This is a genomic window from Nostoc paludosum FACHB-159, assembly GCF_014698835.1.
Lineage (GTDB): Bacteria > Cyanobacteriota > Cyanobacteriia > Cyanobacteriales > Nostocaceae > Nostoc > Nostoc paludosum.
Map to the genome: position 1 here is coordinate 332,930 of NZ_JACJTU010000002.1, position 25,403 is coordinate 358,332.

Genomic DNA, 25,403 nt, shown 5'->3' on the forward strand with positions numbered 1-25,403 from the left:
AATTTGCAATCAAAATGCGACAGATCTATGGATAGGGGCGTACAGCTGTACGCCCTTACTGCCAATTCATGTATCGCAAATATTTTTGAAAATGGGATGAATTTATTTATTTTCAGTGAGTTACCAGCAATAGAGATAACATATTGCTTCTGAATCAGCAATGGTATAAAAAACAGTTTGCCTTGGTAAGACAAACTGCTTAAAAAATATTTATGTCGGGATTTGGCTTGGCTACTGAATTCTGAATTCTGAATTCTGAATTCTTACATCTGTAGATGGGGAGAGCTTAGAACATGCCACCCATGCCGCCCATACCGCCCATGCCGCCCATGCCACCCATGCCGCCCATGTCAGGAGCAGCAGCGGCTTTCTTTTCAGGTTTTTCAACAACGATCGCTTCGGTGGTTAAGACTAAACCAGCAATGGAACCGGCGTTTTGTATAGCCGAACGCACGACTTTAGCGGGGTCAATAATGCCAGCTGCGATCAAATCTTCAAATTCTCCGGTAGCGGCGTTGTAACCAATGTTAAATTCGGTATCCCGAACTCTAGAAACAACCACAGAACCTTCTGCACCAGCGTTGTCTGCTATTTGACGCAAAGGAGCTTCTAATGCTTTCTGAACAATTTCAGCCCCAATTTTTTCTTCTGCTTCCAGGGTGTTTTTAAATGCTTCTACTGCCTTGGCTAAGTGAATCAGGGTGGTTCCACCGCCAGGAACAATGCCTTCTTCGACGGCTGCTTTAGTGGCGTTGAGGGCGTCTTCAATTCGCAATTTGCGGTCTTTGAGTTCGGTTTCTGTGGCTGCACCCACTTTAATCACCGCCACACCGCCAGCTAGCTTAGCGATGCGTTCCTGGAGTTTTTCTTTATCGTAGTCAGAATCGGTTTCTTCCAACTGTCTGCGAATTTGACCAATGCGCTTTTGCACTTCTGGCTTGGTGGAACTACCAGCGACAATTGTGGTATTTTCTTTGTCAATGGTGATTTTCCGAGCAGTTCCCAGGGTCTCTAAAGAAGCAGTATCCAGACTCAAGCCGATTTCTTCAGAAATCATTTGTCCATCGGTGAGAATGGCAATATCTTGTAATAAAGCTTTGCGGCGATCGCCAAAACCAGGGGCTTTGATGGCAGCTACAGCAAGTACGCCCCGCGCTTTGTTCACAACCAAAGTTGCCAAGGCGTCTCCTTCCACATCTTCCGCGATAATCAGCAAAGGTTGACCGGAACGGGCGACTTTTTCCAACACCGGCACTAAATCCTGAATGCTGCTGATTTTTTTATCAGTAATCAGGATGCGGGCGTTTTCAAATTCCACAATTTGCCGTTCGTTGTTGGTGACGAAGTAGGGAGAAATATAACCTCTATCAATCTGCATCCCTTCAACTACTTCTAGTTCAGTTGTCAGGGATTTAGATTCTTCAACGGTGATGACACCATCTTTGGTGACTTTTTCCATTGCTTGGGCTAGCATATCACCAACTTCTTCGTCGTTACCGGCGGAGACGGTGGCAACTTGAGCGATCGCACTTCCTTCTACAGGCTTAGCTATCTTGGCAATTTCTTCTACCAACGCTTCGACAGTCTTGTCGATCCCGCGCTTTAAGCTCACTGGGTTACTACCAGCAGCAACGTTCTTGAGACCTTCCCGAATCAAAGCCTGTGCCAGAACTGTAGCAGTTGTAGTGCCATCCCCAGCAACATCTTTAGTTTTTGATGCTACTTCTTGGATGAGTCTTGCACCTGTATTTTCCAAAGGATCTTCTAATTCAATTTCCTTGGCAACAGTGATACCATCGTTGACAATTTGAGGTGCGCCAAATTTTTTTTCTAAAAGGACATTACGACCTTTGGGGCCTAAGGTGATTTTTACGGCATCGGCAAGGGCGTTAACACCCCTTTCTAGAGCTCGCCGCGATTCCTCGTCAAATGCAATAATTTTCGCCATGTTTTATTTCTCAAGCGCTTCCATTAGACAATTTAGCACTCACAGGTCAAGAGTGCTAATGTCTCCAGCAAGTCAAGTTACAAATGGAAATGAAAAATTGATTAATATACAGGTGATCCTCATATTAAATACTGGCAGTAATGCTTGAATTGGGAGATGAACCTAGACAACTCCCTTAAATCCCTTGGTATTGCCGACCCTAGCGGCACCGGCTGGTTGGCAGTGGTATTTACGTTCCTCTTAGCTTGGCTTGTAACCTGGCGTTTAATTCCGACTGTACGCAAATTCGCCTTGCGAGTAGGTTGGGCAGACCAACCCAACGCACGGCGGCTCAACCGAGAACCTTTGCCCAATGCAGGGGGGCTAGCTATCTACGCGGGTGTAATTGCCGCGCTGGTATTAGCCAGTCTTTTACGACCTATCGAACTCCAAAACGTATTGGCTCAGGTACTAACTATTCTGTTGGGGGGTTCAATATTAGTTCTAGTAGGCTTTATTGACGATCAGTTCGGTTTACCGCCCTCCGTTCGTTTGTGGGCACAAATTGTCACAGCACTGTTACTCGTAGCTAACGGCATCAGTGTCAAAGTACTATTTGGCACACCCATCGACTCGCTTCTGTCCATGTGCCTGACAGTACTATGGGTAGTAGGGATTACCAACGCCATCAATTTGATGGATGGGATGGATGGTTTGGCGGGAGGAATCAGCTTTATTACCGCCATGAGTTTGTTAGGCGTTGCAGCCCAATTTAACAACCGTGCAGCGGCAACTTTAGTTTTGGCAGCCTTGGGGGGTGCGGCACTGGGCTTTTTACGCCACAACTTCCATCCGTCAAGGATTATTATGGGTGATGCTGGAGCATACTTTTTCGGCTATGTCTTGGCAGCAACTAGTATTTTAGGCAAACTGCAACAAAACACAGTCTACGCCCTTGTACCCACGGTTTTATTTCTGCTATTGCCCGTGCTAGATACTACTCAAGTATTTGTACGGCGGATATTAGCAGGAAATAACCCTCTAAGCACTCCTGGCAAAGACCACCTACACCACCGCTTGCTAGCTTGGGGACTCTCCCAACGTCATGCAGCATTCACGCTGTGGGGAATTACTTTGGTTTGCAACTTGCTAGCAATGAGAATACAAGGTATGACTTTCGCTGTAATGTTAGCTACCGCTAGTAGTATTATTATGCTTTTGGGCTTTACTGTGTGGCAAAGGATACGTCAACAACATTAGTACACTTTCACGGTTATAAGGGCTTTTAAAAAATAAAATCCTCAGTGATTATAAATAATAATCATTGTAGAGCGTGGGAAGTCAGGGCTGTCGATGTCAGCCCTGACTTCTGTTTTTCTAGAAAACGCGATGGGGGCTTCCAAATTAAAGGCTAAACCAGCGTGCTTGACTGCGCTTCCCAAAATAAACGCACCTATCATTAACCAGACGACATCCGAACCCAAAGACTCAAAAAATTCTTCTTGGGAAATACCGCCGCATAACAGCAACATGAATACCGAAACCAAGGCAATGTAACCAGCATTAATTGAGGTTGTTGACCAAGGTAGGGGATTGGTTATAGGGTGGGTATTGCAATAGTAGCCGTACTATGTCTATTCTCTGTATGGGTAAGTTAAAGAAAATTTTTAACTTAGGAAACCTGAAATTGGAAATTCCCAGAGTTAGAAGGAGGTAGAGCGATCGCTCACTACACTTTAAAAGCTACTAAGGATACCGTGCATTTAGGTGGTTTCTCGCATCTGCTAAACCCAGCACTCAGTATTGACTCCGGCGATACAGTTGATGTAGAAACTTATACTGGTTATTACATTTATGAGAAAGCGCCACCAGAGTTTCTCACGCCAGAATTTCTCGACATCTGCCAAAATCTTTTACCAGAACGCAAAATTGCTGGAGGGCCGCATTTACTCACAGGGCCGATTTACGTGCGGGATGCCCAACCAGGAGATGTTTTAGAAGTAAAATTAGAAGCGATCGCACCTAGTTTACCTGTAGGCTTTAATGCAATTCGTACAGGTTGGGGAGCTTTACCACATCAGTTTTCTCAACCAGCTTTAAGATTCATTCCTTTGGATTTAGCAAACAATATTGCCGAATTTCCACCCGGTACTGGAATTAAAATTCCCGTTAAACCTTTTTTTGGAATTCTTGGTGTTGCTACCCCAGAAACCTCTCGAACTTCCGTCCCACCAGGCTATTACGGCGGTAATATCGATAACCGCGAACTTCAAGCAGGTTCTCGTTTATTCTTGCCGATTTTTGTTCCAGGTGCGTTATTTTCAATCGGTGATGGACACTCTGCACAGGGAGATGGCGAAGTTAATGTAACCGCCATTGAGACTTCCATGAACGGTAGAATTACACTCAAACTCCGCAAGGATTTAAAATTAACAACACCAATTGCCGAAACTCCAACTGATATTATCACAATGGGTTTTGCTCAAACCTTAGATGAAGCATTAGAACTGGCTTTAAAAAATACGATTGATTTTCTGGAACGCTTCGCCAATTTGTCGCCAGAAGATGCTTATGTATTGTGTAGTTTAGCTGTCAATTTTCGCATCACTCAAGTTGTGAATAGTCCCCAAAAAGGCGTACATGGAATGTTACCCAAATCAATTTTATCTAAGGCTATTAATTTATAATTTCTGAAAATTGAAATATTCAGATTCTTGCCTTAATAATTGATTTAAGGTTTTTACATCATTCTATGCTCTATATATTTATTTTCCACTCGCTCAAATTATACTTACTACTTTATTTGACAAGACTTAGGTTACATGTCGAACCAGCAAACAAACGACAATTTTTGGACAGAGTGGGTATTAGTTAATGCAGTTAGTTTTTGTGTATGCTTTGCTATGATTTCGCTTTTTATCACTCCAATCGTACCTGGACTAGCTCAGTGGTTAATACTCAAAAAGCAAATTAATAGACTCAGCCGATGGTGGATGCTCACGAATTTTGTAGGGGTCTTTGTAGTAGCAATAGTCTTTTTTTATCTATTAAATTATAATTTTAGGTCTTTTTGTACAAAGTATGTAGATAGTAATGTGTGCTGGGTTATTAGCTACACTACTTGTAGCGCGATCGGCGGGGCTATTACTGGAGCATACCAATGGTTATTGCTTAGAAGACATATTTTGCTAGCTAATTTGTGGATAGTCTGGACATTAACTAGTGCTTTGGGTTGGACAATAAGTGGTGCTTTAAGCAGTACTATATCTTGGAATGTGTCCGTAATTGCCAGCAATTTAGTCCTAGCCTTAGTTAGTTTCGGAATTATTTTTGGTACTGTCAATGGAATTATTACAGGAATAGTACTTGTTTGGTTATTGCAACGGCCTAGATATTAAAGTGAAAGTGTTTGCAGTATTGAATGATAATTAGGTGTTCGCTATTTATTGAACACCTGAATAATTTAGTTGAGCTTGAACAATATTTTTGTTAAACCCTCACCTAACTTTTCAATAGATTCTTGCTGTTTGGGATCTTTTAATGTGCCATCAGCATTGAAGGCTTCATAAGCTTTGGATACGGCTATTTGGTCGGGAAGTACCAAAACTTTGATGTTTCCCAAAATAGAACGCAGGTGAACTAACCCCCGCAAACCACCAAAACCACCAGGTGAAGCACTCATAATCGTAGCAACTTTACCTGCAAAAGCAGTCAAGGGGGCTTCGTTTGGATATGGACGCGATGCCCAATCGATCGCATTTTTCAAAACTGCTGTGATGGAACTGTTATATTCAGGTGAAGCAATGAGAAATCCCTGATGAGAAATCATCAAATCCTTCAGTGTGCGGGCGTTGGCAGGCATTCCTTCTTGAGCTTCCAAATCTTCATCATACAGAGGTAAGGGCAAATCCCGTAGGTCTAAATATGTAACTTCTGCGCCTGCTGCCTTGGCACCAGCCGCTGCAATTTTTACTAATTTTTTGTTGTAAGAATCTATACGGGTACTGCCAGCAAAGGCTAGGATTTTCGGTGTAGATGCCATAGTTAGAAAATGAGAAGGATTAGCTAACTCAGCTGCATTATCCTGTTTTTAGGCGATCGCTTTTTCGTAAATTTAGATTTTCTTTACACATTTGCTCGAAAATTATGGCAAATTGGTCAGACTCCGATCTCGGCAAGTTGCGCTATGCTAGTTGAGTTTTGTCAGCCAACCAGCTACGTTAGGTGTATGGGAAGCTTTCAAAACAATGTCAACCTTAGTATATTTTGCAATTGCTGTTCTTCTGATTTTAGTGATAGGAATCGGGGTTTATTTCCTGACTCCTCGCAAATATCAATCTTCTGCAACAGTCGCCAATTCCTACGATGAATGGACTGTTGACGGCATCTTAGAGTTTTATTGGGGAGAACACATTCACCTCGGTCACTACGGTTCGCCGCCACGACGCAAGGATTTTTTAGTTGCTAAATCTGACTTTGTACATGAAATGGTTAAATGGGGTGGTTTAGATAAATTACCTCCTGGTATCACCGTCTTGGATGTCGGCTGTGGTATCGGCGGCAGCAGTCGGATTTTAGCGCGAGATTATGGGTTTGCTGTCACAGGGATTACGATTAGTCCACAGCAAGTGAAACGCGCCCAAGATTTAACGCCCCAAGGGCTAAACGCCCAGTTTGCGGTCGATGACGCAATGGCACTGTCATTTCCAGATGGCAGTTTTGATGTAGTCTGGTCGATTGAAGCAGGCCCCCACATGCCCGATAAAGCTGTTTTTGCTAGAGAATTAATGCGGGTGCTAAAGCCTGGTGGGGTTTTGGTTGTAGCTGACTGGAATCAGAGGGATGACCGCCAAAAGCCACTCAATTTTTGGGAGAAACCCGTAATGAAACAACTCCTCGAACAGTGGTCTCATCCAGCTTTTTCCAGCATAGAAGGGTTTAGCGAGCTTTTGGCAGAGACGAAATTAGTCCAGGGGGAGGTGGTTACGGCAGACTGGACGAGGGAAACGCTTCCTTCTTGGTTAGATTCCATCTGGCAAGGAATAGCCCGGCCGGAGGGATTAGTGCGTTTTGGACTGTCTGGTTTTATCAAGTCTGTGCGGGAGGTGCCGACTTTATTGCTGATGCGTTTGGCATTTGGTACAGGGCTGTGCCGATTTGGAATGTTCCGCGCTGTGCGGGCGAATTCACCCACAGAATTGACGGACAAAAATTTTGCTAAGCAAACTCAAATAATTGGTAATTAGTTAGGACTTACGCACGAGTCACGGAAGAACGTAGACGCAAAGCGGCTTGCCGCAGGCTACCACAGAGGCACAGAGTTCACGGAGAAATGAGAGTTTGAGAGATATTTTGCGTAAGTCCTGTTAGTAATTATTCTTTTGTTTGGTCGCTTCTAACAGCTTAACGCTGGCGAAGATAGCATCAATATGAGGTGTGGGAATTTGAGTGAGTTTACCCAATTCTGCCACCGCGCCGACGATGGCATCTATTTCTGTGGGGCGTCCGGCTTCAATATCTTGTAGCATTGAGGTTTTGTGGGCGCCAACATTTTCTGCACCATTAATTCGCTGTTCTAAGGTAATGCCAAATTTTATACCCAATTTTTCGGCGATCGCCTGGGCTTCTGTCATCATTTGCCGTGCTAGTTCGCGGGTGAGGGGATAGCGGCAAATATCCTCTAAAGTGGCACTAGTTAAGGCGCTAATGGGATTAAAGGCGACATTACCCCATAATTTAATCCAGATTTCCGTGCGAATTTGATTGCGGATTGGTGCTTTGAATCCTGCTTGTTTGAGAGTTTGGGCTAATAATTGAATGCGATCGCTTTTGCTGCCGTCAATTTCACCCAGAGTAAAGCGATCGCCTTCAATATGCTTAATTACACCTGGTTCAATTATCTCAGTTGCCGGGTAAACAACACAACCGATAACGCGGTCAACACCGATACCAGCTTCAACAATTCCATCTGGGTCGACAGATTGAATGCGTGTTCCTTCATACTCACCGCCGTGATGATGAAAGTACCACCAAGGAATACCATTTTGGGCTGTGATAACTGTTGTGTCAGGGTTGTAGAGTGTGGAAAGGGAGGGGGCGATCGCTGGAACGCTGTGAGCTTTAACAGTTAAAATTACTACATCTTGTTGTCCCGCTTCCTGAATATTACTAGTTGCCAAAGCCGGACGAACAACTTGGCTAGAACCGTCCGTCATCACTAGTTTCAGCCCATCTTTTTGAATTGCTTCCAAATGAGAACCACGAGCAATTAGCGTCACTGTTTCACCAACCAATGCCAATTTTGCTCCTAAATATCCACCAATCGCACCTGCGCCAACAATACAGATTTTCATATTTTCAAAAGGATATAAATTATAGTTTATTACGATTTTAAATTGAAAAATTCAAAAATCTTATTAGCCGACAAATCTATAGTAAAGTTGCTTTAACTGTAATAACTATCCAAAGCAACTATATGAATCCAATTTAATTTTGTAAAAATTACGTATACCTTAACGCAAAGAGCAAGAGCTAACAGACAATTAATCTTTTATTATTATTGCCTATTGCCTATTGCCTATTGCCTACAAATAATTTCACAAAAACAGGAATAATATATGAACCAAAATTTTCTCGATGCTGCTAAGAAAGGTCAAAATAATTGGTGGCGCTACTTACTAGGAGTTTTCCTGATTGTCTTTTCGTATTGGTATATAGGTTCATTCGCTTCAGGGATTTTAGCAACTATTTTATTTTTGGTTTCTAGTGCTGCTAATGGAAATGAAGTTTCTAATTTACCGTCTGAATTCCAAAACCAATTAGAGCTTTATTTACAGGCTTCGCAAACTCGTTATTTTGTTATTTATAGTATTCCTGTTTTGTGTGCATGGCTAGGTATATTTGTAACTATTAATTCGTTGCACAAACGCCAAATAAAAACTCTAATTAGTGCTGATAGCTCTTTTAAGTTTCAGCGTCTAATATCAGGTTTTCTAGTCTGGTTAATTATTTTAATAGCCTTCACAGGAGTAGATTACCTAATACAACCGCAAGCTTATTCTTGGACTTTTGACTTAGCCCAGTGGCTTCCCCTTTTTCCCTTAGTTTTAGTGCTTACTCCCATCCAAACCTCCGCCGAAGAATTTTTGTATCGCGGTTATTTACTTCAAGGACTGGGACTATTATCTCGGCAGCGACTTGTATTAATCCTTGTTACCAGTTTGTTGTTTACGCTGCCACACTTGAGTAACCCAGAAATGCAACGGGGAGAAATATGGGTGGCATTGCAATACTTTTCATGGGGTGTATTTTTTTCAGCACTTACCCTAAAAGATAATCGCTTAGAACTTTCCTTAGGTGTCCATGCAGCTAATAATATTTTTGCTTTTTTGTTCGTTAATACTAAAGATTCAGTAATTCCGACACCTGCTGTCTTAACTATCAACGATGCTGGAGATCCAAGGTTAGGTTTGGTTGTTTTCTGGGCAATGATCGCAATATTTTACTACTTCTTCTTTGGTAGAGGAAAACAACACTCTAACTAAAACAGATTTTAGATTACCTCCACCAAATTTCTAATTCAAAGCCTTACTTTCCGAGTTCACAACTCGACACTCCCTTCTCTCCCCACCTCCCCATCCCTCCATCCCCCACTCTCTACTCTCTACTCCCCAATACTAAGCAGCTTCGCCATTGCCAAGCGTTGTAATTTCCCAGTGGCACCACGGGGTAATTGCTCTAAAATGTGAATTTGCTTGGGCACTTTGAAATTTGCCAGCATAGTTGAACAGTGAGCTAAAAGTTCTTTTTCGCTAGCTTCTGCTTTCAGAACAACAGCTGCGTGAATATCTTCTCCTAAAGATTTGTGGGGGACGGCAAATGCTAGGGCTTCGGCGACGGCGGGATGGCGCAGCAAAATATCATCTACTTCTAAAGGAGAAATTTTTTCTCCACCCCGGTTAATCAATTCTTTTATCCGTCCAGTCAGGCGCAGATAGCCATCTTCATCGATTGTGCCTTGATCCCCTGTGCGGAACCAACCATTTACAAAAGCAGTGGCGTTGGCTTCTGGGTTATTTTCGTAGCCGTCAATGACATTTGGCGCTTTTACCACCACCTCGCCCAAACTTCCTTGGGGTAGCAAGTTACCTTCCGAGTCCATAATGCCGACTTCCACGCCGAAGCCATAACCGACAGTACCCGGTTTGCGGACTTTTGGTGGTAAAGGATTGGTAGTCATTAAGTGAGATGCTTCAGTCATACTGTAAGATTCCACCACAGGAGCATCGAGAGTTGTTTCTAGTTGTTCGATGATAATTGGGGGCAAAGAAGCACTACTAGAGCGAATAAAACGGAAGGGATTTGCTTTGACAATTTCTGTATTGCGGCTAGCGCGTGCCAAAATTGTCTGGTGCATAGTTGGCGCTGCCGAGTACCAGGTAGGTTTGTAAGTTTCTACCAGTTTCCAAAACTCTAGAGCATTAAAACCATTGGGGCAAACTAGCGTACCGCCAGATCCCAGAGTTGCCAACAAACAGCCTACCAAACCATGAACGTGGAATAAGGGCATTAAGCAAAGTGTAGTGTCAGCTGCGGTGAGCGAATAAGCACCAATGATGTTGTTAGCAGAAGCAATGAGATTGCGATGACGAATTGGCACCCGCTTGGGACGACTGGTGGTGCCGCTGGTGTGGAGAATCATCGCTATATCGTCAGATGAAGGGGAGGTGGGGAGGTGGGGAGATGAGGGAGAAAGATTGCTACCTTGTCCTGTTTCCATGCCCAATGCCCCATGCCTCAATTCAAAACTCAAAGTACCGTCAGTATTGACCTTAGCATTAATCAACATCATGTCGGGAGTGAGGGCAGCAATGGCCGCTTCTGGTTCATCAGACAGAGTAATCAGTGCTTTTGCCTGGGTATCTGCATAGTAGAAGGCAAATTCATCTTGTTTGTATTTGGGATTTAAAGGTGCGGCGGTACCAGATAAAGCAGCAGCCAGAAAAGTAATTGCCATTGGCGAACCATTATTCATGGCAATGGCAATGCGTTCTCCGGGTTTGAGTCCAAAGCTGTGGAGTTGAGATACTAGCCCAGTAATATTTTCGCGCAATTGCTTATAAGTTAGCGATCGCCCCTCAGGCGTAACCAAGGCTAGATGATTGTCTTCCCCTGCTAAAAGCTCAAATAAATTCATTGCAAAACCTCTAAAAAGTATTGGGAATTAGACATTGGGCATTAGGCAAACAGGGCATGGGGAAAGTGAAAGGGGTAAGGGGAAAAGCAAAAAGATTAAATTTATTCCTTTTCCCTTTTCCCTTTAACCTTTTCCCCTGCCTCCTGCCTCCTCTCCCCACTCCTCAAGGTAAAATTAACTAAACGTTGTGTCTGTCGCTACTAAAAATCAGAAAAAACTTTTTCAGCAGTTCAACCAATATCGATAAATATGGATCGTCGGAAATTTCTCAACTATGTTACTTTAGCAGGATCTAGCTTTGCCTTAACTAGTTGTATTCAAGGCAGAAATTCCAATTCATCAGGTGAAGTATCTCCTGTAGCATCACCTGTGGTTGTAAATGAACCTCTGAAAGTGGGATTTGTTTATATAGGGCCTGTGGGCGATTTTGGGTGGACTTATGCTCATGATTTAGGTCGCAGACACATGGAAGCCAATCTTCAAGATAAGGTAAAAACTACCTTTGTGGAAAATGTGAATGAAGGCGCTGATGCTGAAAGAGTAATCCGCCAATTAGCATTAGATGGTAACAAATTAATTTTCACAACTTCCTTTGGCTACATGAACCCAACAATTAAAGTTGCCAAAGAGTTTCCTGATATTTTCTTTGAACACTGTACGGGTTACAAACGTGCTGCTAATGTTGGCACTTATTTAGGACGTTTTGAAGAACCGCGTTATTTAACCGGCATGATTGCTGGCAAAATGACAAAATCAAATGTAATTGGTTTTATTGGAGCATACGCGATTCCGGAAGTAATTCGTGGAATCAGTGCATTTGCTCAAGGAATGCGGTTAACAAATCCCCAGGCAAAAGTTAAGGTACTTTGGGCGCAAACTTGGTACGATCCAGCTAAAGAGAGAGAAGCGGCTCAAGCATTGTTTAATTTAGGTGCGGATGTGCTGACTCAGCATACCGATTCTGGTGCTGTTGTACAATTTGCTGAGGAAAAAGGGATTTATGCTTTTGGCTATAACACAGATATGAGCAAGTTTGGTCAAAAAGCTCATTTGACATCAGCTATTAATAAATGGGGCAAATTCTATACAGATAGAGCTTTGGCTGTAATGACTAATACTTGGAAATCTCAAGAAGTTTGGGATGGTATTGGTCAAGAAATGGTGGATATTTCTCCGATGAATCAAGTGATTCCGGCTGATGTACAACAATTAATAAACACCAAGCGTGATGAATTTATTCAAGGTACTGCACATCCTTTTGACGGCCCAGTGAAAGACCAAAAAGGTGTAGTACGAGTGCCAAAAGGCAAGGTATTAGATGATAAGCAACAACTGGCAATGGATTGGTATGTTGAAGGAATTGAAGGGTCAATTCCTAAACAACAATCTTATACCAATTCTTCGTGAAGCTGCATAGAATTTTACCCCTCCCCAACCCTCCCCTTGGCAAGGGGAGGGTGCGCGCTAGCGCGGGTGGGGTATTTATATGCGTCTTCATATTAAATTGGTATTAGCGTTATGGTTTCTTATTGAAACGCTTGTTCTAGTTGTTCAGAAGTTAGAGATTTAATTAAACTTAAAGGTAGTGGTTGCTGACTAATTGTATTAGCGTAATCTGTACTCAAATATGACAAGTAACTTGGTTGTTCGGCAATATAACTTTCAAAAAAGGGAACACTCAAAACTTTAAGATAACGATGTGCAATGGCTTGACCAGAACCAATTACTTGCGTAGGTATAGGCATACTTGAATTTGACGCGATCGCCCCGCTAACTCCTGTAAAATATTACTTTGCCAATACCTTATTTTTTCTCGGCGCAACCTTCTAAAACCTTATTTCCGAGGATAAAAATTGCCGAGTAAGGATACTCTTTATCTGACATACCGTCGCTACAGGCATCAACTTTTTTGATGATTAAGATATTGTTGCCTTTGCCCTGAAGTCGGTAGACTCGCACCAAATCTGCGGGACGCGCCTCTGCTTTTAAGGGTGCAATATAGGAGAAAGTTTGCTTTTGCACATCGGGTGAAGAGTAGACAATTCCCCTCTTACTCACAAGAACGCTCCAAAACGGTTCTGTACCTCTAGCGATGAATTCTTCACTTTTAGTAGTTTGTGCAATTTTCCTATTAATCAAGAATTCATTAGCAGTACTGGGGCTGTTAGCTAATAAACTAGCACCAAATCCAAGCAAAGCAACACAACAGATGAAATTTTTCATGTATCGAGTACAACTAATCCTACTAGTAGTCTATCAAGCGGAGTTTGAATGGTAAAAGAACGAACCGCGAAGGACGCATTCGCGCAGTGTCTCGTTAGAGAAGAACGCAAACGAAGAAGGGAAAAAAGAAATAAAAATTTGTCTTACTATGCAAAGTTGTCTTGATAGACCACTAGAGGTGGAGATTATTTTAAGCACTAGTTGGCTCTACATACCCTTGAATATTTTCTGGCTCAAAAGACCGTAGGATACGCGTAGCTTGGCGAGTTAACTCCTCTGTTCCTCTAACCACTATTAAATACTTGCCTGCATCTAAACGATTGCGATATGTCAAAGCATCGCCACTACCTACGGTTAAACCAACTGCACCACCAACGAAATAAGCACCTAAAACACCAGAAGCTGCTCCTAAAAGTCCACCAATAATATGATTGCCGATATCAGCGATCGCTAAAATTTTAATGCCAGTTAGATAATTAAACGCATAACCGGCAATAAATCCAAAAGGTATTAGCCAGTATATTAATCGCTTTGCTCCTTTGGCAGCTTGTTGATTCGGGTCGATGAGGTTGTAATGATCAGCACTTTTATAGCCACTTCCCAAAATATCTACTTGGTTTGGAGATAAACCTTCCTTTGTTAACGCAGAATAAGCTGCTTCTGCTTGTGACTTATCTGGTAAAACCGCAATCAGGTAATTCATAGGGCAAAATCCAACTATATTGTTTGCAAAACTTCTATTCAAAATCAGCTATCTTCTAATAGCAATTCAAAATTAGCAAAGCCATATCCAGAAGGGTTTTTGAGTTGGGATGTGTTCCTGAATTTTAGATAATTTGTATAATTGAGTTACTGATTTTCAATTTATTCTATTCATGGGTTATGCACAATTAATGAAATAACCTAGACGCAAAACGGCTTGCCGCAGGCTACCGCAGAGGACGCAGAAGGCATAGAGAAATAAGAGTTTCAGAGAGTTTGTGGCTAAGTCCTATTATTTATTATTTCATATATATATGAAAATATTACAAAACAAGTTAGCATTTTCAAACTGGAAAATTTAAATTGCACGCACACAAGAACTAGGACACCAAACCTCAAGCAATAAAACATCTTTCTAGAGAACCACTTGAAAGAAATACTTTTAATACTTTAGAAGTAACTCTCTGTTTATTTATTATTGTACTTTTGATAGAAGTGGCGGCTAAAAATATATTTTATCTTTCTTAAAGATTACTTTAAATCAATATAATTCCGGACTAATGTCCCAAAATTTAGTATGAATTTGAATCAGATTTGCAGATGAAAAAATGGGTTTAAGACCCAGACTAAATGGAAGATTTACGAGTCTATCAGTATTTTGAATTTTGAATTGCTATTACCTCGCTTTCAGCCTGATAATTTTGTGACTACTAGGCCGATCGCTGACTAATTCTAGTTGTTGTGCTTAGGCAGTTGGAGGGTAAGTCATTGGAAACTTCTAAAATTAATAATTCTCTAGGAAAGCTTTCAGGAAAACAAGGGTTATTGGTAGGTTTGGGGTTGGGTCTGGTCTTAGCTATTGGCGGGATGGCTGTGTTTTCGCGTTTTGGAACTCAGCAATCAGCTACCCCCACTCAAAATGCTCCCGCAGCAAATGGTAAAAACTCGGCATTGCCGGTGAAAGTCCAGCAAATTGGTACTACCACCACCGAACAAACTTCAGATTTTGTCGGAAGTCTAGAAGCGCAGCAAAAAGTCACGCTACAGCCGCAAACTCAAGGGCGAATTGAAGCGATTCTCGTGTCTAGCGGTCAGCGAGTCCAGAAGGGAACACCGATCGCATCTTTGAGTTTAGATCAGACTCAGGCAAATGTGGCTAGTTCCATCGCAGCTGTCAATGCAGCGCAAGCGGGGTTAAAAACGGCTCAAGCACAACTGCAACAAGCCCAAGCGGAGCGTACTAAGGAAACTGCAAACGTCCAACTTCAGCAGACACAATTCAATCGTACCCAACAATTAGTTAGCGAAGGCGCCCAAGCCAGGCAACAATTAGATTTAGCCAGAAATAATTTACAAGCTGCGATCGCTGATTTACAAGCCGCAGAAAAAGAAGTTGCCGCGGCTAATGCAGCAGTGCGGCAAGCACAGGCCAATATACGCGAAGCCCAAGCAGGTACGGCTGCTGCCCAAGTCAATGTTAACCTCAAACGAGTAGTAGCCCCCATCGCTGGCATAGTCGGTGAATTTCCTGTAAAAGTTGGAGATTACGTCAACACCGGACAAACAATTACCACAATTACCCAAAACGATGCATTGGATTTAAATCTTTCTGTACCCTCAAATCGATTGCAGCAACTGAGAGTTGGATTGCCGGTGCAGCTGCTCAATCCCACCACCCAACAAGTAATAGGCACCGGTGCGATTAACTATATTTCTCCAACGGTAAGTTCTAACCAGCAATCGATTTTAAGTAAAGCACGCTTTAGCAATTCCCAAGGGCGATTGCGGGATGGGCAATACGTTCAAGCTCGAATAATTTGGAACCGACAACCGGGTGTATTAATTCCTACCGTTGCCATTTCTCGCATTGGCGGACAAAGTTTTGTCTTCGTCACAGAAAACAAAACTGTCAACGGCAAACCGCAGCAAATTGTACATCAGCGTTTAGTGCGTCTGGGTGAGATTCAAGGAACAAATTATCAAGTCCTCGACGGACTCAAACCCGGCGAAACCATAGTCACCTCTGGCATTCTCAAACTTAGAGAAGGCACACCCATTCAACCGCAATCCTAAATCTAGGACACTCGCTCATGTCGATCGCGAACAACTTTATCAAACGCCCGGTTTTAACTACCGTTTGTTCTTTAGTGATTCTGCTTTTAGGGGGTGTGTGTATTCCGCTACTCCCACTCAATTATTTGCCAGATATTGCACCGATACGGGTTCAAATCTCAGCAAACTATACTGGCGCGGATGTTTCAACGGTGGAAAGTGCAGTCACAACAACCCTAGAGCGACAGATTAACGGTGTCGAGGGTATGCAGTACATGACCTCAAACAGTTCCGCAGGCAGTAGCCAAATCTCAGTATATTTCGGGTCAGAAACTGATAAAAATATTGACCAAGTAAACGTACAAAATCGGATTGCCCGTGCCACACCCCGCTTACCTACGAGCGTGCAACAACTTGGTGTGACCGCGCAAACGGCTTCCACCAGTATTTTGTTGGTGTATACGTTTTATGCAGAAAATAATGAATACGACCCACTGTTTATCAGTAACTATATTGACCTGAATTTGCGCGATCAACTCCTGCGAACGCCGGGAGTGGGGGATTTGACGATTTTTGGTGAAAAACGCTATGCCATGCGGCTGTGGCTCGATCCCAATGCCTTGGCGAGTCGGCAATTAACTGTAGCAGATGTGGCGACGGCATTGCGATCGCAGAACATTTTGGCAGGGGCAGGAACCTTGGGTCAAGCGCCGATACCCCCCGGCCAAAGCTATGAAATTCCGCTGCGAGTCAACGGCCAGTTTAAAGATGCTTCCGAGTTTGGGAATCTCGTTATTAAAGCCGGAAGCAATGGGGATTTAATCAAACTTCAAGATGTAGGTCGTGCCGAACTCGGATCGGAGACTTACGCTAGTAATGCGAGAAATAATGGTAAGCCTGCCATTGGTATGGCAATTTATCAATCACCAGGAAGTAATGCCCTCGATGTGGCGAGAAACATTGAAGCGCAGATGAACGACCTGATGAAAGAGTTTCCGCCGGGATTAAAAACCCAGATTGTTTACGATACCGTTGGGTTTGTGCAAGCATCCCTCGAAGAAGTGGTGAAAACTTTAGTGGAAGCCATCGCTTTGGTTGTGTTGGTAATTTTTCTGTTTCTCCAAGACTGGCGAGCCACAATTATTCCCATCGTTGCCATTCCGGTTTCGCTGATTGGCGCATTAGCATTTGCTTACGTATTTGGATTTTCACTCAATAATTTAACTTTATTTGGATTAATCTTAGCCACCGGATTGGTAGTTGATGACGCGATTATCGTTGTGGAAGCGATCGCCGCTAAAATTGAACAGGGAGTTAGACCTCTGCAAGCCTCCTTTGAAGCAATGGAGGAACTGACTGGAGCCGTAGTTGCAACGTCACTGGTGTTGATGGCGGTGTTTCTTCCGGTGGCATTTTTTCCAGGTTCCACCGGAAAAATGTATCAGCAGTTCGCCTTAGTGATTGCATTTTCCATCGCCATCTCGACGTTTAACGCGCTTTCCTTCAGTCCTAGTATGGCTGCGATTTTACTGCGCCCGCCAAAACCCAAACGCGGCCCCTTAGGCTGGTTTTTCAATAAATTTAATCAGATACAGCAATGGATTATTCAACGGTTTATTGCGATCGTCAAATTTCTGATTCGCCTGCGTTACGCTGTCGTGGCATTGTTTGTGGTGGGTTTAGCGGCAACTTACTTCATGTTTACCCATGTACCCACAGGATTTGTCCCCAGTGAAGACCAGGGTATTGTGTTGGGCATTATTCAAGCTCCCGATGGGGTTTCCCTTGCTTATACCGATGGAGTGATTACAAAACTCGAACAAATTCTGGCAAAAGAACCAGAAATTGATAACGTTTTCGCAACTTCAGGATTTGGCTTTGCAGGTAGCGGATCGAATCGCGGCGTGTTTTTTGCCAAGCTCAAACCTTGGGAAGAACGTACTCAAGCCAATCAAAGTGCCACGGCAATCTTGGGGCGAATCAATGGCGCATTTGCAACGATTCCAGAAGCAATTATCACCGCAGTCAGTCCCCCACCAATTCAAGGCTTTAGTACCTTAGGTGGATTTGAGTTACAGCTAGAAGACCGCACCAACGGACGGTTGACAATCGATGATTTTTTTGCTAATGCCCAAGCGGTAATTGCCCAAGCGAACCAACAACCAGCCTTGAGCGGCGGCGTGTTTACACAGTTTACCGCCAGCACACCCCAGTTTCAAATCGACTTCGATCGCGACCGCCTACAAGCACTCAATGTCGATTTTCAGCAAGCTGTGAACACACTTTCTGCTGCCATTGGCTCTCAGTATGTGAATGATTTTACCCTCGGACAGCAAAGCTATCGCGTTTATGTCCAGGCAGAGGGCGACTATCGGCAATCGCCGAATGATATTCGTCAATTGTATGTGCGATCGGCAAACAACGAAATGGTGCGATTGAGTGAGGTGGCAACACTTACACCCATTACAGGGCCAGCCGTCATCTCTCACTACAACGGCTTCCGGGCTATCAGCATCCAAGGTAGAGAAGCCCAAGGTTACAGTAGCGGTCAAGCAATTCAAGCAATGCAGCAAGCGGTGAACGCAGCAGCAATACCAGGCGTTGGTAGTGACTGGATAGGAACTGCCCGCGAAGAATTAGCCGCAGGTAACTTGGGGATTCTAATTTTTGGCTTCGGAATCGTGATGGTATTTCTGACCCTTTCCGCTCAGTATGAAAGTTATGTTGACCCTGCGATTATTTTGTTAACCGTACCGTTAGCGTTGTTAGGTGCGTTGAGTGCCTTGTCTTTGCGCGGTTTAGTGAACGATGTCTACGCAAACGTCGCATTAGTAATGTTAATCGGGCTTGCCTCCAAAAACGCGATTTTGATTGTCGAATTTGCTAACCAAGCCTTTGAACAAGGGATGACAATTCAAAAGGCAGCTTTAACCGCCGCCCAAGAGCGATTTCGACCGATTGTCATGACATCAAGTGCCTCATTGCTGGGATTTTTCCCCCTTGTCATCGCCTCAGGAGCCGGTTCTGCCTCGCGCTGGTCTTTGGGAACGGCGTTGTTTGGCGGGCTACTCGTGTCCACAATCTTGAGTTTGCTCATCGTTCCAGTGCTGTACGTAATCATCAAAAATTTGGAAGAACGCTTCTTAAAGCGCAAACCTTCTACTCGCTCTGAGTCTCCTTCCTCTGATGGACGAGCAACAGCGATATCTACGGCCAATACACAAGCTAAATCACCTGTGACCATAACGCAAAATAACGACGATAACGGATCTAATGATTCAAAGCATTGAAAAAGAATGCAAAATTCAGAATAGACTACTCGGTTAAGAATTTTGAACTCAGAATTTGGTATTGGGAAAAAGTTAAAGGTTTTCTTTTTCTTTTCCCCTTAACCAAATTCTACTTTTTGAATCCGATTTTGATATTACAAGAGGTAAAAATTAAGGCGCGAGTTTGTAAATTACAAAGATAATCAAGGTATACTCGCATGAATCTAGCGGGAATATTGAGCATTGGAGTAAAGCAAATGAACGCCAAACTAATTACTTTTTCTGGCATCGTCACCGCATTTTTAGGTGCAGGAATAGGTTTTACCCTTGCTCATTTACTTCCTTGTCCGTACACAAGCCAAATGTATAAAGATTTGGATCAAAAATATGCCATTGTTGGTGCAGTTGCTGGCTTGCTGATTGGTTCAAGCCAGGAAATGATTCGAGAACTCAAGCAAGAACGCGACGCAGAAGAAGACTTGTTGCGGGATCTGGACAAAGCCATTCGCTCAACTAGTAACAAAGAAAATCACTGATTCTCCTGAGAAATAAGGCAGGAGGCAGGAGGCAGGAGGCAGGAGGCAGGAGGCAAAAGGAAAGAGGATTTGACTTGTTTCTTTCGCCCTTCCTGTAGGTGCGCCTTTGTTGGAGACTCACGTTAATTTTAATTATGGGAATCACCCTCTTGCCTGTTGCCCGTTTCCTGTTCCCTGTTAAGAATATAACGAATCAAAGTCTCCCTTTTTAAGGCAGATTTAGAGGGATCTAAGACTTTTGATACCAACAAAAAGACTTTTCAAACATATTCTTATTTGGTGGAGGGTTTATCTTCCATCACAATGTTTAATACCAATTTGAAAAAAGAATGCAACACATAGACAAGACCCCTCCCCAACTTTCCCCTTGATAAGGCTACCGTGTACACACAAGTCTTTTAGAGTTGTTGTGTAAGACACAGAAGGTTAATTTTTGCTTTTTGATGCAACAAAGGTGCAAGGCGATGCAACAAAGGTGCAGGGCGATGCAACAAAGGTGCAGGGCGATGCAACAAAGGTGCAAGGCGATGCAACAAAGGTGCAGGGCGATGCAACAAAGGTGCAGGGCGATGCAACAAAGGTGCAGGGCGATGCAACAAAGGTGCAGGGCGATGCATCAAAGGTGCAAGGCGATGCAACAAAGGTGCAGGTCAAGAGACTTCTGTGTACACCGTAGCCTTGGTAAGGGGAGGATGCCGTCAGGCGGGTGGGGTATCTGTCAATACGGTTCGGTTAAAGGGGAAAGGGAAAAGGAAAAGGGTAATTTCAAACTTTTTCCCTTTTCCCCTTACCCTTTTCCCAGCCCACATCAGAGATGAAAAATGCTTATCCGAACCGTATTGGGGTATCTGTCGCAAACATTTTTTGAATCGGTATAATTAATCTTCACCAGATTTCTATTAATTTGTACGGTGAGTAAAAAAAGGGTACAAAAAGTAGGAGAAATTCATAAATGAATAAGTCGGTTTCTCGCTTAGAGGTTAGAAATATTAGTAAATCCTATTCTGGTTTTGTGGCAAATCATCAGGTAAACTTAGCAATTCAGCCGGGAGAAATTCATGGACTTTTAGGGGAAAATGGAGCGGGTAAGAGTACTTTAATGAAAATTATCTATGGCTTGGTGCGTCCAGATGCTGGTGAAATTTTTTGGGAGGGACGACAGGTTAATATTAATAGTCCAGAGTCGGCGATATCTCTGTTAATTGGAATGGTATTTCAGCACTTTAATTTATTTGAAACGCTGACTGTTACAGAAAATATCGCCCTGACGCTACCTCGTAGCGAAAAATGGGATTTATCACGAGTTGCTAAAAAAATTATTACTCTATCAGCAGCATACGAACTAAATATAGACTGCGATCGCCCCGTTCATACTCTTTCAGTTGGTGAAAAACAGCGGCTAGAAATTCTCCGGTGTTTATATCACCGTGCAAAATTGCTGATTTTGGATGAACCAACGGCGGTTCTCACTCCTCAAGAAACAGAAACACTCTTCGCTACTTTAAGGCAAATCGCCTCTGATGGTTGCAGTATTTTATTCAGTAGTCACAAGTTATTAGAAATGCAATCTCTGTGCAACCATGCTACAGTCCTGCGTCAAGGTCAAGTCGTTGCCAATTGTAACCCCAAAGCAGAAACACCAGCAAATCTAGTCAGGATGATGATTGGTGCTGATTTACAAGGGACTGGGGAAGAGGATGGAGAGATGGGGGGGGATTCTGCCTCATCTTCTGATAGTCATTTAATAGCTGGTACAAAACGCAAACACCAACCACCAGGGCCGGTTTGCTTGCTGGTTAAGGATTTACATTTTAAACCCCAAAATCCTTTCGGTACAACCTTGCACAACATTAATATGGAAATTCACACTGGCGAAATCGTTGGTATTGCCGGAGTTGCAGGAAACGGACAGACAGAATTATTATCAGCTTTGAGTGGTGAAATCATCTCTCCTCAGGCAGAAATGATTATGCTAGGAGAAATGCCCATAGGCAAAAGTAATGTTACTCAACGTCGCCGCTTGGGATTGGGATATGTTCCAGAAGAACGTTTAGAAAAAAGTGTAGTGCCAAGTTTAAGTTTACTAGAAAATGCTTTGCTCACAGCCCACGGGCAGGGGTTGTTACGCCGGGGAATGATTCGCTTTGGCAAGTTAAAAACCTGGACTCAACGAATTTGTGATGCTTTCAATGTCAATCAAGCAGGAGTAAATTCTGTTGCTGCTACTTTGTCGGGGGGAAACTTGCAAAAGTTTATTATGGGGCGGGAGATATCCCAAAATCCGGCAGTGTTGATTGCAGCGCATCCGAGTTGGGGCGTAGATGTGCAGGCCACAGCTAGAATTCATGAAGCATTGATTGAAATGCGAGATACAGGTGCAGCAGTACTAATAATTTCTGAGGATTTGGATGAATTGTTTGCATTGTGCGATCGCATTGGTGCAATCTATAAAGGACAAGTTTCTCCTCTCAAGGCAATTGCACATACTAACCGCGATGAAATTGGTAGTTGGATGGGAGGACTTGGATTTAATTGAGCATAAATTAAATAAGTATAAATAACCAAATATCCTCATACTCAACAAATTTTTTCCAAAAGTGCTTTGGTCGATCTATAAGATTCTTTACTTATTTATTAATATTTGTTAAATATATTTTCTAACTCAAAAATCTATTAATCCTACGATAAAAAAAAATATTTTCCTAATAAGATTGCTGTTAATCCTTAGTAATTGCTATTAGTTAAACTATGGTTAAGAACTATATTTCGGAGAAAGGCAACTCTCAAATTAGGTTATTGCTAGAAAAGCAGTTACAGATTACCAAATTCCTTAAGAGTCCTTTAACAGATGCAGTACTTTGGGTTAAGCCGAACGCAAATATTATCTATGTTAACGATGCAGCGTGTAGCTTAGTTGGATATTCTCGTGAAGAATTACTTTTTATGAGTATTCAAGACCTCAACTTAGAATTTTTGCACGAAATTTGGTCAAAGGACTATAAAAATATTAAACAAGACGGTTTTTTGCACTTTGAATCTATATGTTGGAATAATAAAGGCCAAAGTTTTTTATTGGAAATCAATATCACCTACATTGAATATGGAAGTTGCGAGTTTAGCTGTATTTTGATTAACCATATCAATAAACGTCAGGAGTCTTCATTTGCTTTAGAGCAGGCGAATAAAGTGCTAGAGCGCAAAACACAAGACTTCTTGACTAAAGAAAAGCAGAACTATGAGCAACTATCCCGCGAAATCATTGAGCGTAAGTGGGTAGAAGCAGAATTACAAAACTCTCTTTGTTTATTGCAAGCAACTTTAGAATCCAATCCTGATGGGGTTATTGCGGTTAGATGTAATGGAGATATTGTTACCTTCAATCAAAAATTTGTCGAAATGTGGCAAGTTCCAGATTCTATCGTTATCTCACGTAATTATCAGCAATATCTAACTTTTTATAGAAACCAACTTAAACAGCCAGAAACTTTTTATCAAAATATTGAGCAACTTGAAATTGACAGCCAAAAGGATTTTAGACGCTGCGATATTTTGGAATTAAAGGATGGGAAGGTTTTCGAGCAATATAGCAAACCTTTGCGGCTCGGCGAAAAAAGAATTGGTACAGTGTGCAGTTTTCGAGATATCACCCAACGCCAACAAGCAGAAGCAGAAGTTCGCCGGATTTTAGAACAAGAAAAACAACTTACTGAGCAAAGAGCGCAGTTTGTTTCTATGGTTTCTCACGAATTTCGGACTCCGCTGAACATTATTTCATATTCTACTAGCTTGCTCAAACGTCATAGTCATCGTTGGGCCCAGGAGAAAAAATTACAATATTTACAGCATCTACAAACAGCAGTTGAACAAATCACTCAATTAATGGATGAAGTATTGATTATTGGGAGATTAGATGCAGGAAAATTTCAGTTGGAGCCAAAACCGCTTGATTTAGAGATATTTTGCCGTGATATATTAGTAGAATTGAATTTGAGTAAAAAGAGCGATCGCGCAATTAACTTTATCAGTCAAGGTGATTGCAAATCAGTATGTCTAGACAAAAAATTGCTACACCCAATTTTAACAAATTTACTCTCAAATGCTATCAAATATTCTTCAGCAGGTAGTAAAGTTGATTTATTACTTTGTTGCGAAGACAAAAAAGTTATTTTTCAGGTTAAAGATTGTGGAATTGGTATTTCTATTGAAGAACAGCAAGAAGTATTTAAGCCATTTTATCGTGGTAATAATGTAAGCAACATTCCAGGTAACGGATTGGGATTAGCAATTGTCAAAAAACTAGTAGACTTACATAATAGCCAAATTAGTTTAGTAAGTGAAATTGGCATAGGTACTACTTTTACAATTACATTGCCAATCTGACTCAGCCTTGTACAATCGAAGATTTACTAGAGGTGATTAGTAAAGTTGCAAAGATACAACAAGATAATCAAATAGGAGTTTTATATGACAAAAGTTTTGGTGATAGAAGATGAAGCACAAACTAGAGATATGTTTCTAGACAGCCTAGAAATAGAAGGGTTTGAAGCTATCGGTGCAGAAAACGGTGTTATAGGTGTCCAGAAAGCACTAGAAAATTTGCCAGATTTGGTGCTTTGCGACATTATGATGCCTGAACTGGATGGTTATGGGGTTCTTAGTACTCTGCGCCAACATAGTCTGACAGCAATGATTCCCTTTATTTTTTTGACGGCTAAATCTACCAAAGCTGAACTTCGTCAAGGTATGGATTTAGGAGCTGACGATTATCTTACCAAGCCCTCTACTGTAGAAGAATTATTAGCAGCGATCGCCACTCGACTCAAAAAGCAAGCAGATCTTAAGGAATATTATACTACCCAGTTTCCAGAAGTTTCAGTATCGGCTGCATTTCAAACGGCAAAATCCCTAAATTCTGAATTGATATTTCCTGCTGATTTTCATCTCAATCAAGTCTTTGAGTACATTGAAGCAAATTACCGACAACCAATTAGCTTGCACGATGTTGCTCTTGCAGCTGGTTATTGTCCAGCTTACTTAACTGACTTAGTGCGCCGTCATACAGGACAAACAGTAAATCATTGGATTGTCCAACGTCGAATGGCAGCAGCACGTACCTTACTCTTAGAAGGTAACCTGTGCGTGAATCAGATTGCCGAAACAGTTGGCTATCAGCATGAAGGTCATTTTTTCCGCCAGTTTCGCCAGCATCACGGAACTACTCCCCAAGCCTGGAGAAAGGCACAGCGCATCCAACATAATTAGGACTAAGGCAGCTGTCCGTGGTCAAATAATTAGTTAATGTACAAGTTCAAAAGCGGGCGATGGGACTCGAACCCACGACGTTCACCTTGGGAAGGTGACATCAATTTTGATTTTTCAATACTTTCAGGCCAGGGCTATTTCATTCTAAATGTAGGCAGTATATGGTAAGATGCAGCGCAAATTCTATATTAATGCATCTGTCCCATGTCTCAAATCGCAATTATAGAAGCCTTCGC

21 protein-coding genes are annotated in these 25,403 nt (G+C 42.4%); 12 read left to right on the forward strand and 9 right to left on the reverse strand.

Annotation, left to right across the window (positions count from 1 at the left end):
- Positions 1-286 precede the first annotated feature (286 nt).
- The gene (gene groL / locus H6H03_RS03760) at positions 287-1,948 is read right to left on the reverse strand and encodes a chaperonin GroEL (RefSeq protein ID WP_190953791.1); all 1,662 of its coding nucleotides are present in this window, start codon (positions 1,946-1,948) and stop codon (positions 287-289) included.
- Between the two features lie 156 nt (positions 1,949-2,104).
- Here groL and H6H03_RS03765 point away from each other — a divergent pair, with 156 nt between their 5' ends.
- Positions 2,105-3,187, forward strand: a complete 1,083-nt coding sequence (locus tag H6H03_RS03765; protein ID WP_190953792.1) for an MraY family glycosyltransferase — start codon at positions 2,105-2,107, stop codon at positions 3,185-3,187.
- A 41-nt stretch (positions 3,188-3,228) separates the two neighbouring features.
- Here H6H03_RS03765 and H6H03_RS40095 read toward each other — a convergent pair whose 3' ends face one another.
- Positions 3,229-3,459, reverse strand: coding sequence for a hypothetical protein (locus tag H6H03_RS40095; protein WP_242065733.1), 231 nt, complete (start codon positions 3,457-3,459; stop codon positions 3,229-3,231).
- Between the two features lie 189 nt (positions 3,460-3,648).
- Between H6H03_RS40095 and H6H03_RS03775 the strand changes: the two genes are divergently transcribed.
- Complete coding sequence (locus H6H03_RS03775) at positions 3,649-4,614, forward strand: acetamidase/formamidase family protein (RefSeq protein WP_190953833.1); 966 nt, start codon at positions 3,649-3,651, stop codon at positions 4,612-4,614.
- A gap of 135 nt (positions 4,615-4,749) precedes the next feature.
- A complete protein-coding gene (locus H6H03_RS03780) occupies positions 4,750-5,325 on the forward strand; it encodes a hypothetical protein (RefSeq protein WP_190953793.1) in 576 nt (191 codons plus the stop codon).
- Between the two features lie 65 nt (positions 5,326-5,390).
- On the opposite strand, the gene H6H03_RS03785 is transcribed toward H6H03_RS03780, so the two are convergent.
- The gene (locus H6H03_RS03785; RefSeq protein ID WP_190953794.1) at positions 5,391-5,969 is read right to left on the reverse strand and encodes an NADPH-dependent FMN reductase; all 579 of its coding nucleotides are present in this window, start codon (positions 5,967-5,969) and stop codon (positions 5,391-5,393) included.
- Positions 5,970-6,174: 205 nt separating this feature from the next.
- Between H6H03_RS03785 and H6H03_RS03790 the strand changes: the two genes are divergently transcribed.
- Positions 6,175-7,173, forward strand: coding sequence for a methyltransferase domain-containing protein (locus H6H03_RS03790; RefSeq protein WP_190953795.1), 999 nt, complete (start codon positions 6,175-6,177; stop codon positions 7,171-7,173).
- Positions 7,174-7,293: 120 nt separating this feature from the next.
- Here the strand turns inward: H6H03_RS03790 and H6H03_RS03795 are convergent, their stop codons facing one another.
- Entirely contained in the window at positions 7,294-8,280 is a 987-nt protein-coding gene (locus H6H03_RS03795; RefSeq protein ID WP_190953796.1) for a 2-dehydropantoate 2-reductase, read from the reverse strand.
- Positions 8,281-8,544: 264 nt separating this feature from the next.
- Between H6H03_RS03795 and H6H03_RS03800 the strand changes: the two genes are divergently transcribed.
- Positions 8,545-9,471, forward strand: coding sequence for a CPBP family intramembrane glutamic endopeptidase (locus tag H6H03_RS03800; RefSeq protein WP_190953797.1), 927 nt, complete (start codon positions 8,545-8,547; stop codon positions 9,469-9,471).
- A 119-nt stretch (positions 9,472-9,590) separates the two neighbouring features.
- Here H6H03_RS03800 and H6H03_RS03805 read toward each other — a convergent pair whose 3' ends face one another.
- Entirely contained in the window at positions 9,591-11,123 is a 1,533-nt protein-coding gene (locus H6H03_RS03805) for an acyl--CoA ligase (protein WP_190953798.1), read from the reverse strand.
- A gap of 249 nt (positions 11,124-11,372) precedes the next feature.
- Between H6H03_RS03805 and H6H03_RS03810 the strand changes: the two genes are divergently transcribed.
- Complete coding sequence (locus tag H6H03_RS03810) at positions 11,373-12,530, forward strand: BMP family ABC transporter substrate-binding protein (RefSeq protein WP_190953799.1); 1,158 nt, start codon at positions 11,373-11,375, stop codon at positions 12,528-12,530.
- A 119-nt stretch (positions 12,531-12,649) separates the two neighbouring features.
- Here the strand turns inward: H6H03_RS03810 and H6H03_RS03815 are convergent, their stop codons facing one another.
- The 3 genes from H6H03_RS03815 to H6H03_RS03825 form a co-directional block, all read right to left on the reverse strand.
- Complete coding sequence (locus H6H03_RS03815; RefSeq protein ID WP_190953800.1) at positions 12,650-12,868, reverse strand: hypothetical protein; 219 nt, start codon at positions 12,866-12,868, stop codon at positions 12,650-12,652.
- Between the two features lie 58 nt (positions 12,869-12,926).
- Complete coding sequence (locus H6H03_RS03820) at positions 12,927-13,346, reverse strand: COG3650 family protein (protein ID WP_190953801.1); 420 nt, start codon at positions 13,344-13,346, stop codon at positions 12,927-12,929.
- A 190-nt stretch (positions 13,347-13,536) separates the two neighbouring features.
- The gene (locus H6H03_RS03825) at positions 13,537-14,049 is read right to left on the reverse strand and encodes a hypothetical protein (protein ID WP_190953802.1); all 513 of its coding nucleotides are present in this window, start codon (positions 14,047-14,049) and stop codon (positions 13,537-13,539) included.
- A gap of 767 nt (positions 14,050-14,816) precedes the next feature.
- Between H6H03_RS03825 and H6H03_RS03830 the strand changes: the two genes are divergently transcribed.
- The 3 genes from H6H03_RS03830 to H6H03_RS03840 all read left to right on the forward strand — a co-directional run bounded on the left by H6H03_RS03830 (position 14,817) and on the right by H6H03_RS03840 (position 19,905).
- On the forward strand, positions 14,817-16,121 hold the full coding sequence (locus tag H6H03_RS03830; protein WP_242057739.1) for an efflux RND transporter periplasmic adaptor subunit: 1,305 nt from the start codon (positions 14,817-14,819) through the stop codon (positions 16,119-16,121).
- Between the two features lie 17 nt (positions 16,122-16,138).
- Entirely contained in the window at positions 16,139-19,390 is a 3,252-nt protein-coding gene (locus tag H6H03_RS03835) for an efflux RND transporter permease subunit (protein ID WP_190953803.1), read from the forward strand.
- 236 nt (positions 19,391-19,626) lie between these two features.
- Positions 19,627-19,905 carry a hypothetical protein gene (locus tag H6H03_RS03840; RefSeq protein WP_190953804.1) on the forward strand — a complete coding sequence of 93 codons (279 nt, stop codon included), beginning with the start codon at positions 19,627-19,629 and terminating at the stop codon, positions 19,903-19,905.
- Positions 19,906-20,303: 398 nt separating this feature from the next.
- Here the strand turns inward: H6H03_RS03840 and H6H03_RS03845 are convergent, their stop codons facing one another.
- Entirely contained in the window at positions 20,304-20,546 is a 243-nt protein-coding gene (locus H6H03_RS03845; RefSeq protein WP_190953805.1) for a hypothetical protein, read from the reverse strand.
- A gap of 311 nt (positions 20,547-20,857) precedes the next feature.
- Here H6H03_RS03845 and H6H03_RS03850 point away from each other — a divergent pair, with 311 nt between their 5' ends.
- The 3 genes from H6H03_RS03850 to H6H03_RS03860 all read left to right on the forward strand — a co-directional run bounded on the left by H6H03_RS03850 (position 20,858) and on the right by H6H03_RS03860 (position 25,167).
- Positions 20,858-22,441, forward strand: coding sequence for an ABC transporter ATP-binding protein (locus tag H6H03_RS03850; protein ID WP_190953806.1), 1,584 nt, complete (start codon positions 20,858-20,860; stop codon positions 22,439-22,441).
- Positions 22,442-22,653: 212 nt separating this feature from the next.
- Positions 22,654-24,285 (forward strand): sensor histidine kinase, encoded by a 1,632-nt coding sequence (locus tag H6H03_RS03855; RefSeq protein ID WP_190953807.1) that lies wholly within the window; start codon positions 22,654-22,656, stop codon positions 24,283-24,285.
- Between the two features lie 84 nt (positions 24,286-24,369).
- Complete coding sequence (locus H6H03_RS03860) at positions 24,370-25,167, forward strand: response regulator transcription factor (RefSeq protein ID WP_190953808.1); 798 nt, start codon at positions 24,370-24,372, stop codon at positions 25,165-25,167.
- Positions 25,168-25,403 lie beyond the last annotated feature (236 nt).

Bases quoted from the DNA above. Each gene is read 5' to 3' on its own strand.
- groL (WP_190953791.1), bottom strand. From the start codon at position 1,948: ATGGCGAAAATTATTGCATTTGACGAGGAATCGCGGCGAGCTCTAGAA.
- H6H03_RS03765 (WP_190953792.1), top strand. From the start codon at position 2,105: ATGAACCTAGACAACTCCCTTAAATCCCTTGGTATTGCCGACCCTAGC.
- H6H03_RS40095 (WP_242065733.1), bottom strand. From the start codon at position 3,459: ATGTTGCTGTTATGCGGCGGTATTTCCCAAGAAGAATTTTTTGAGTCT.
- H6H03_RS03780 (WP_190953793.1), top strand. From the start codon at position 4,750: ATGTCGAACCAGCAAACAAACGACAATTTTTGGACAGAGTGGGTATTA.
- H6H03_RS03785 (WP_190953794.1), bottom strand. From the start codon at position 5,969: ATGGCATCTACACCGAAAATCCTAGCCTTTGCTGGCAGTACCCGTATA.
- H6H03_RS03790 (WP_190953795.1), top strand. From the start codon at position 6,175: ATGTCAACCTTAGTATATTTTGCAATTGCTGTTCTTCTGATTTTAGTG.
- H6H03_RS03795 (WP_190953796.1), bottom strand. From the start codon at position 8,280: ATGAAAATCTGTATTGTTGGCGCAGGTGCGATTGGTGGATATTTAGGA.
- H6H03_RS03800 (WP_190953797.1), top strand. From the start codon at position 8,545: ATGAACCAAAATTTTCTCGATGCTGCTAAGAAAGGTCAAAATAATTGG.
- H6H03_RS03805 (WP_190953798.1), bottom strand. From the start codon at position 11,123: ATGAATTTATTTGAGCTTTTAGCAGGGGAAGACAATCATCTAGCCTTG.
- H6H03_RS03810 (WP_190953799.1), top strand. From the start codon at position 11,373: ATGGATCGTCGGAAATTTCTCAACTATGTTACTTTAGCAGGATCTAGC.
- H6H03_RS03815 (WP_190953800.1), bottom strand. From the start codon at position 12,868: ATGCCTATACCTACGCAAGTAATTGGTTCTGGTCAAGCCATTGCACAT.
- H6H03_RS03820 (WP_190953801.1), bottom strand. From the start codon at position 13,346: ATGAAAAATTTCATCTGTTGTGTTGCTTTGCTTGGATTTGGTGCTAGT.
- H6H03_RS03825 (WP_190953802.1), bottom strand. From the start codon at position 14,049: ATGAATTACCTGATTGCGGTTTTACCAGATAAGTCACAAGCAGAAGCA.
- H6H03_RS03835 (WP_190953803.1), top strand. From the start codon at position 16,139: ATGTCGATCGCGAACAACTTTATCAAACGCCCGGTTTTAACTACCGTT.
- H6H03_RS03840 (WP_190953804.1), top strand. From the start codon at position 19,627: ATGAACGCCAAACTAATTACTTTTTCTGGCATCGTCACCGCATTTTTA.
- H6H03_RS03850 (WP_190953806.1), top strand. From the start codon at position 20,858: ATGAATAAGTCGGTTTCTCGCTTAGAGGTTAGAAATATTAGTAAATCC.
- H6H03_RS03855 (WP_190953807.1), top strand. From the start codon at position 22,654: ATGGTTAAGAACTATATTTCGGAGAAAGGCAACTCTCAAATTAGGTTA.
- H6H03_RS03860 (WP_190953808.1), top strand. From the start codon at position 24,370: ATGACAAAAGTTTTGGTGATAGAAGATGAAGCACAAACTAGAGATATG.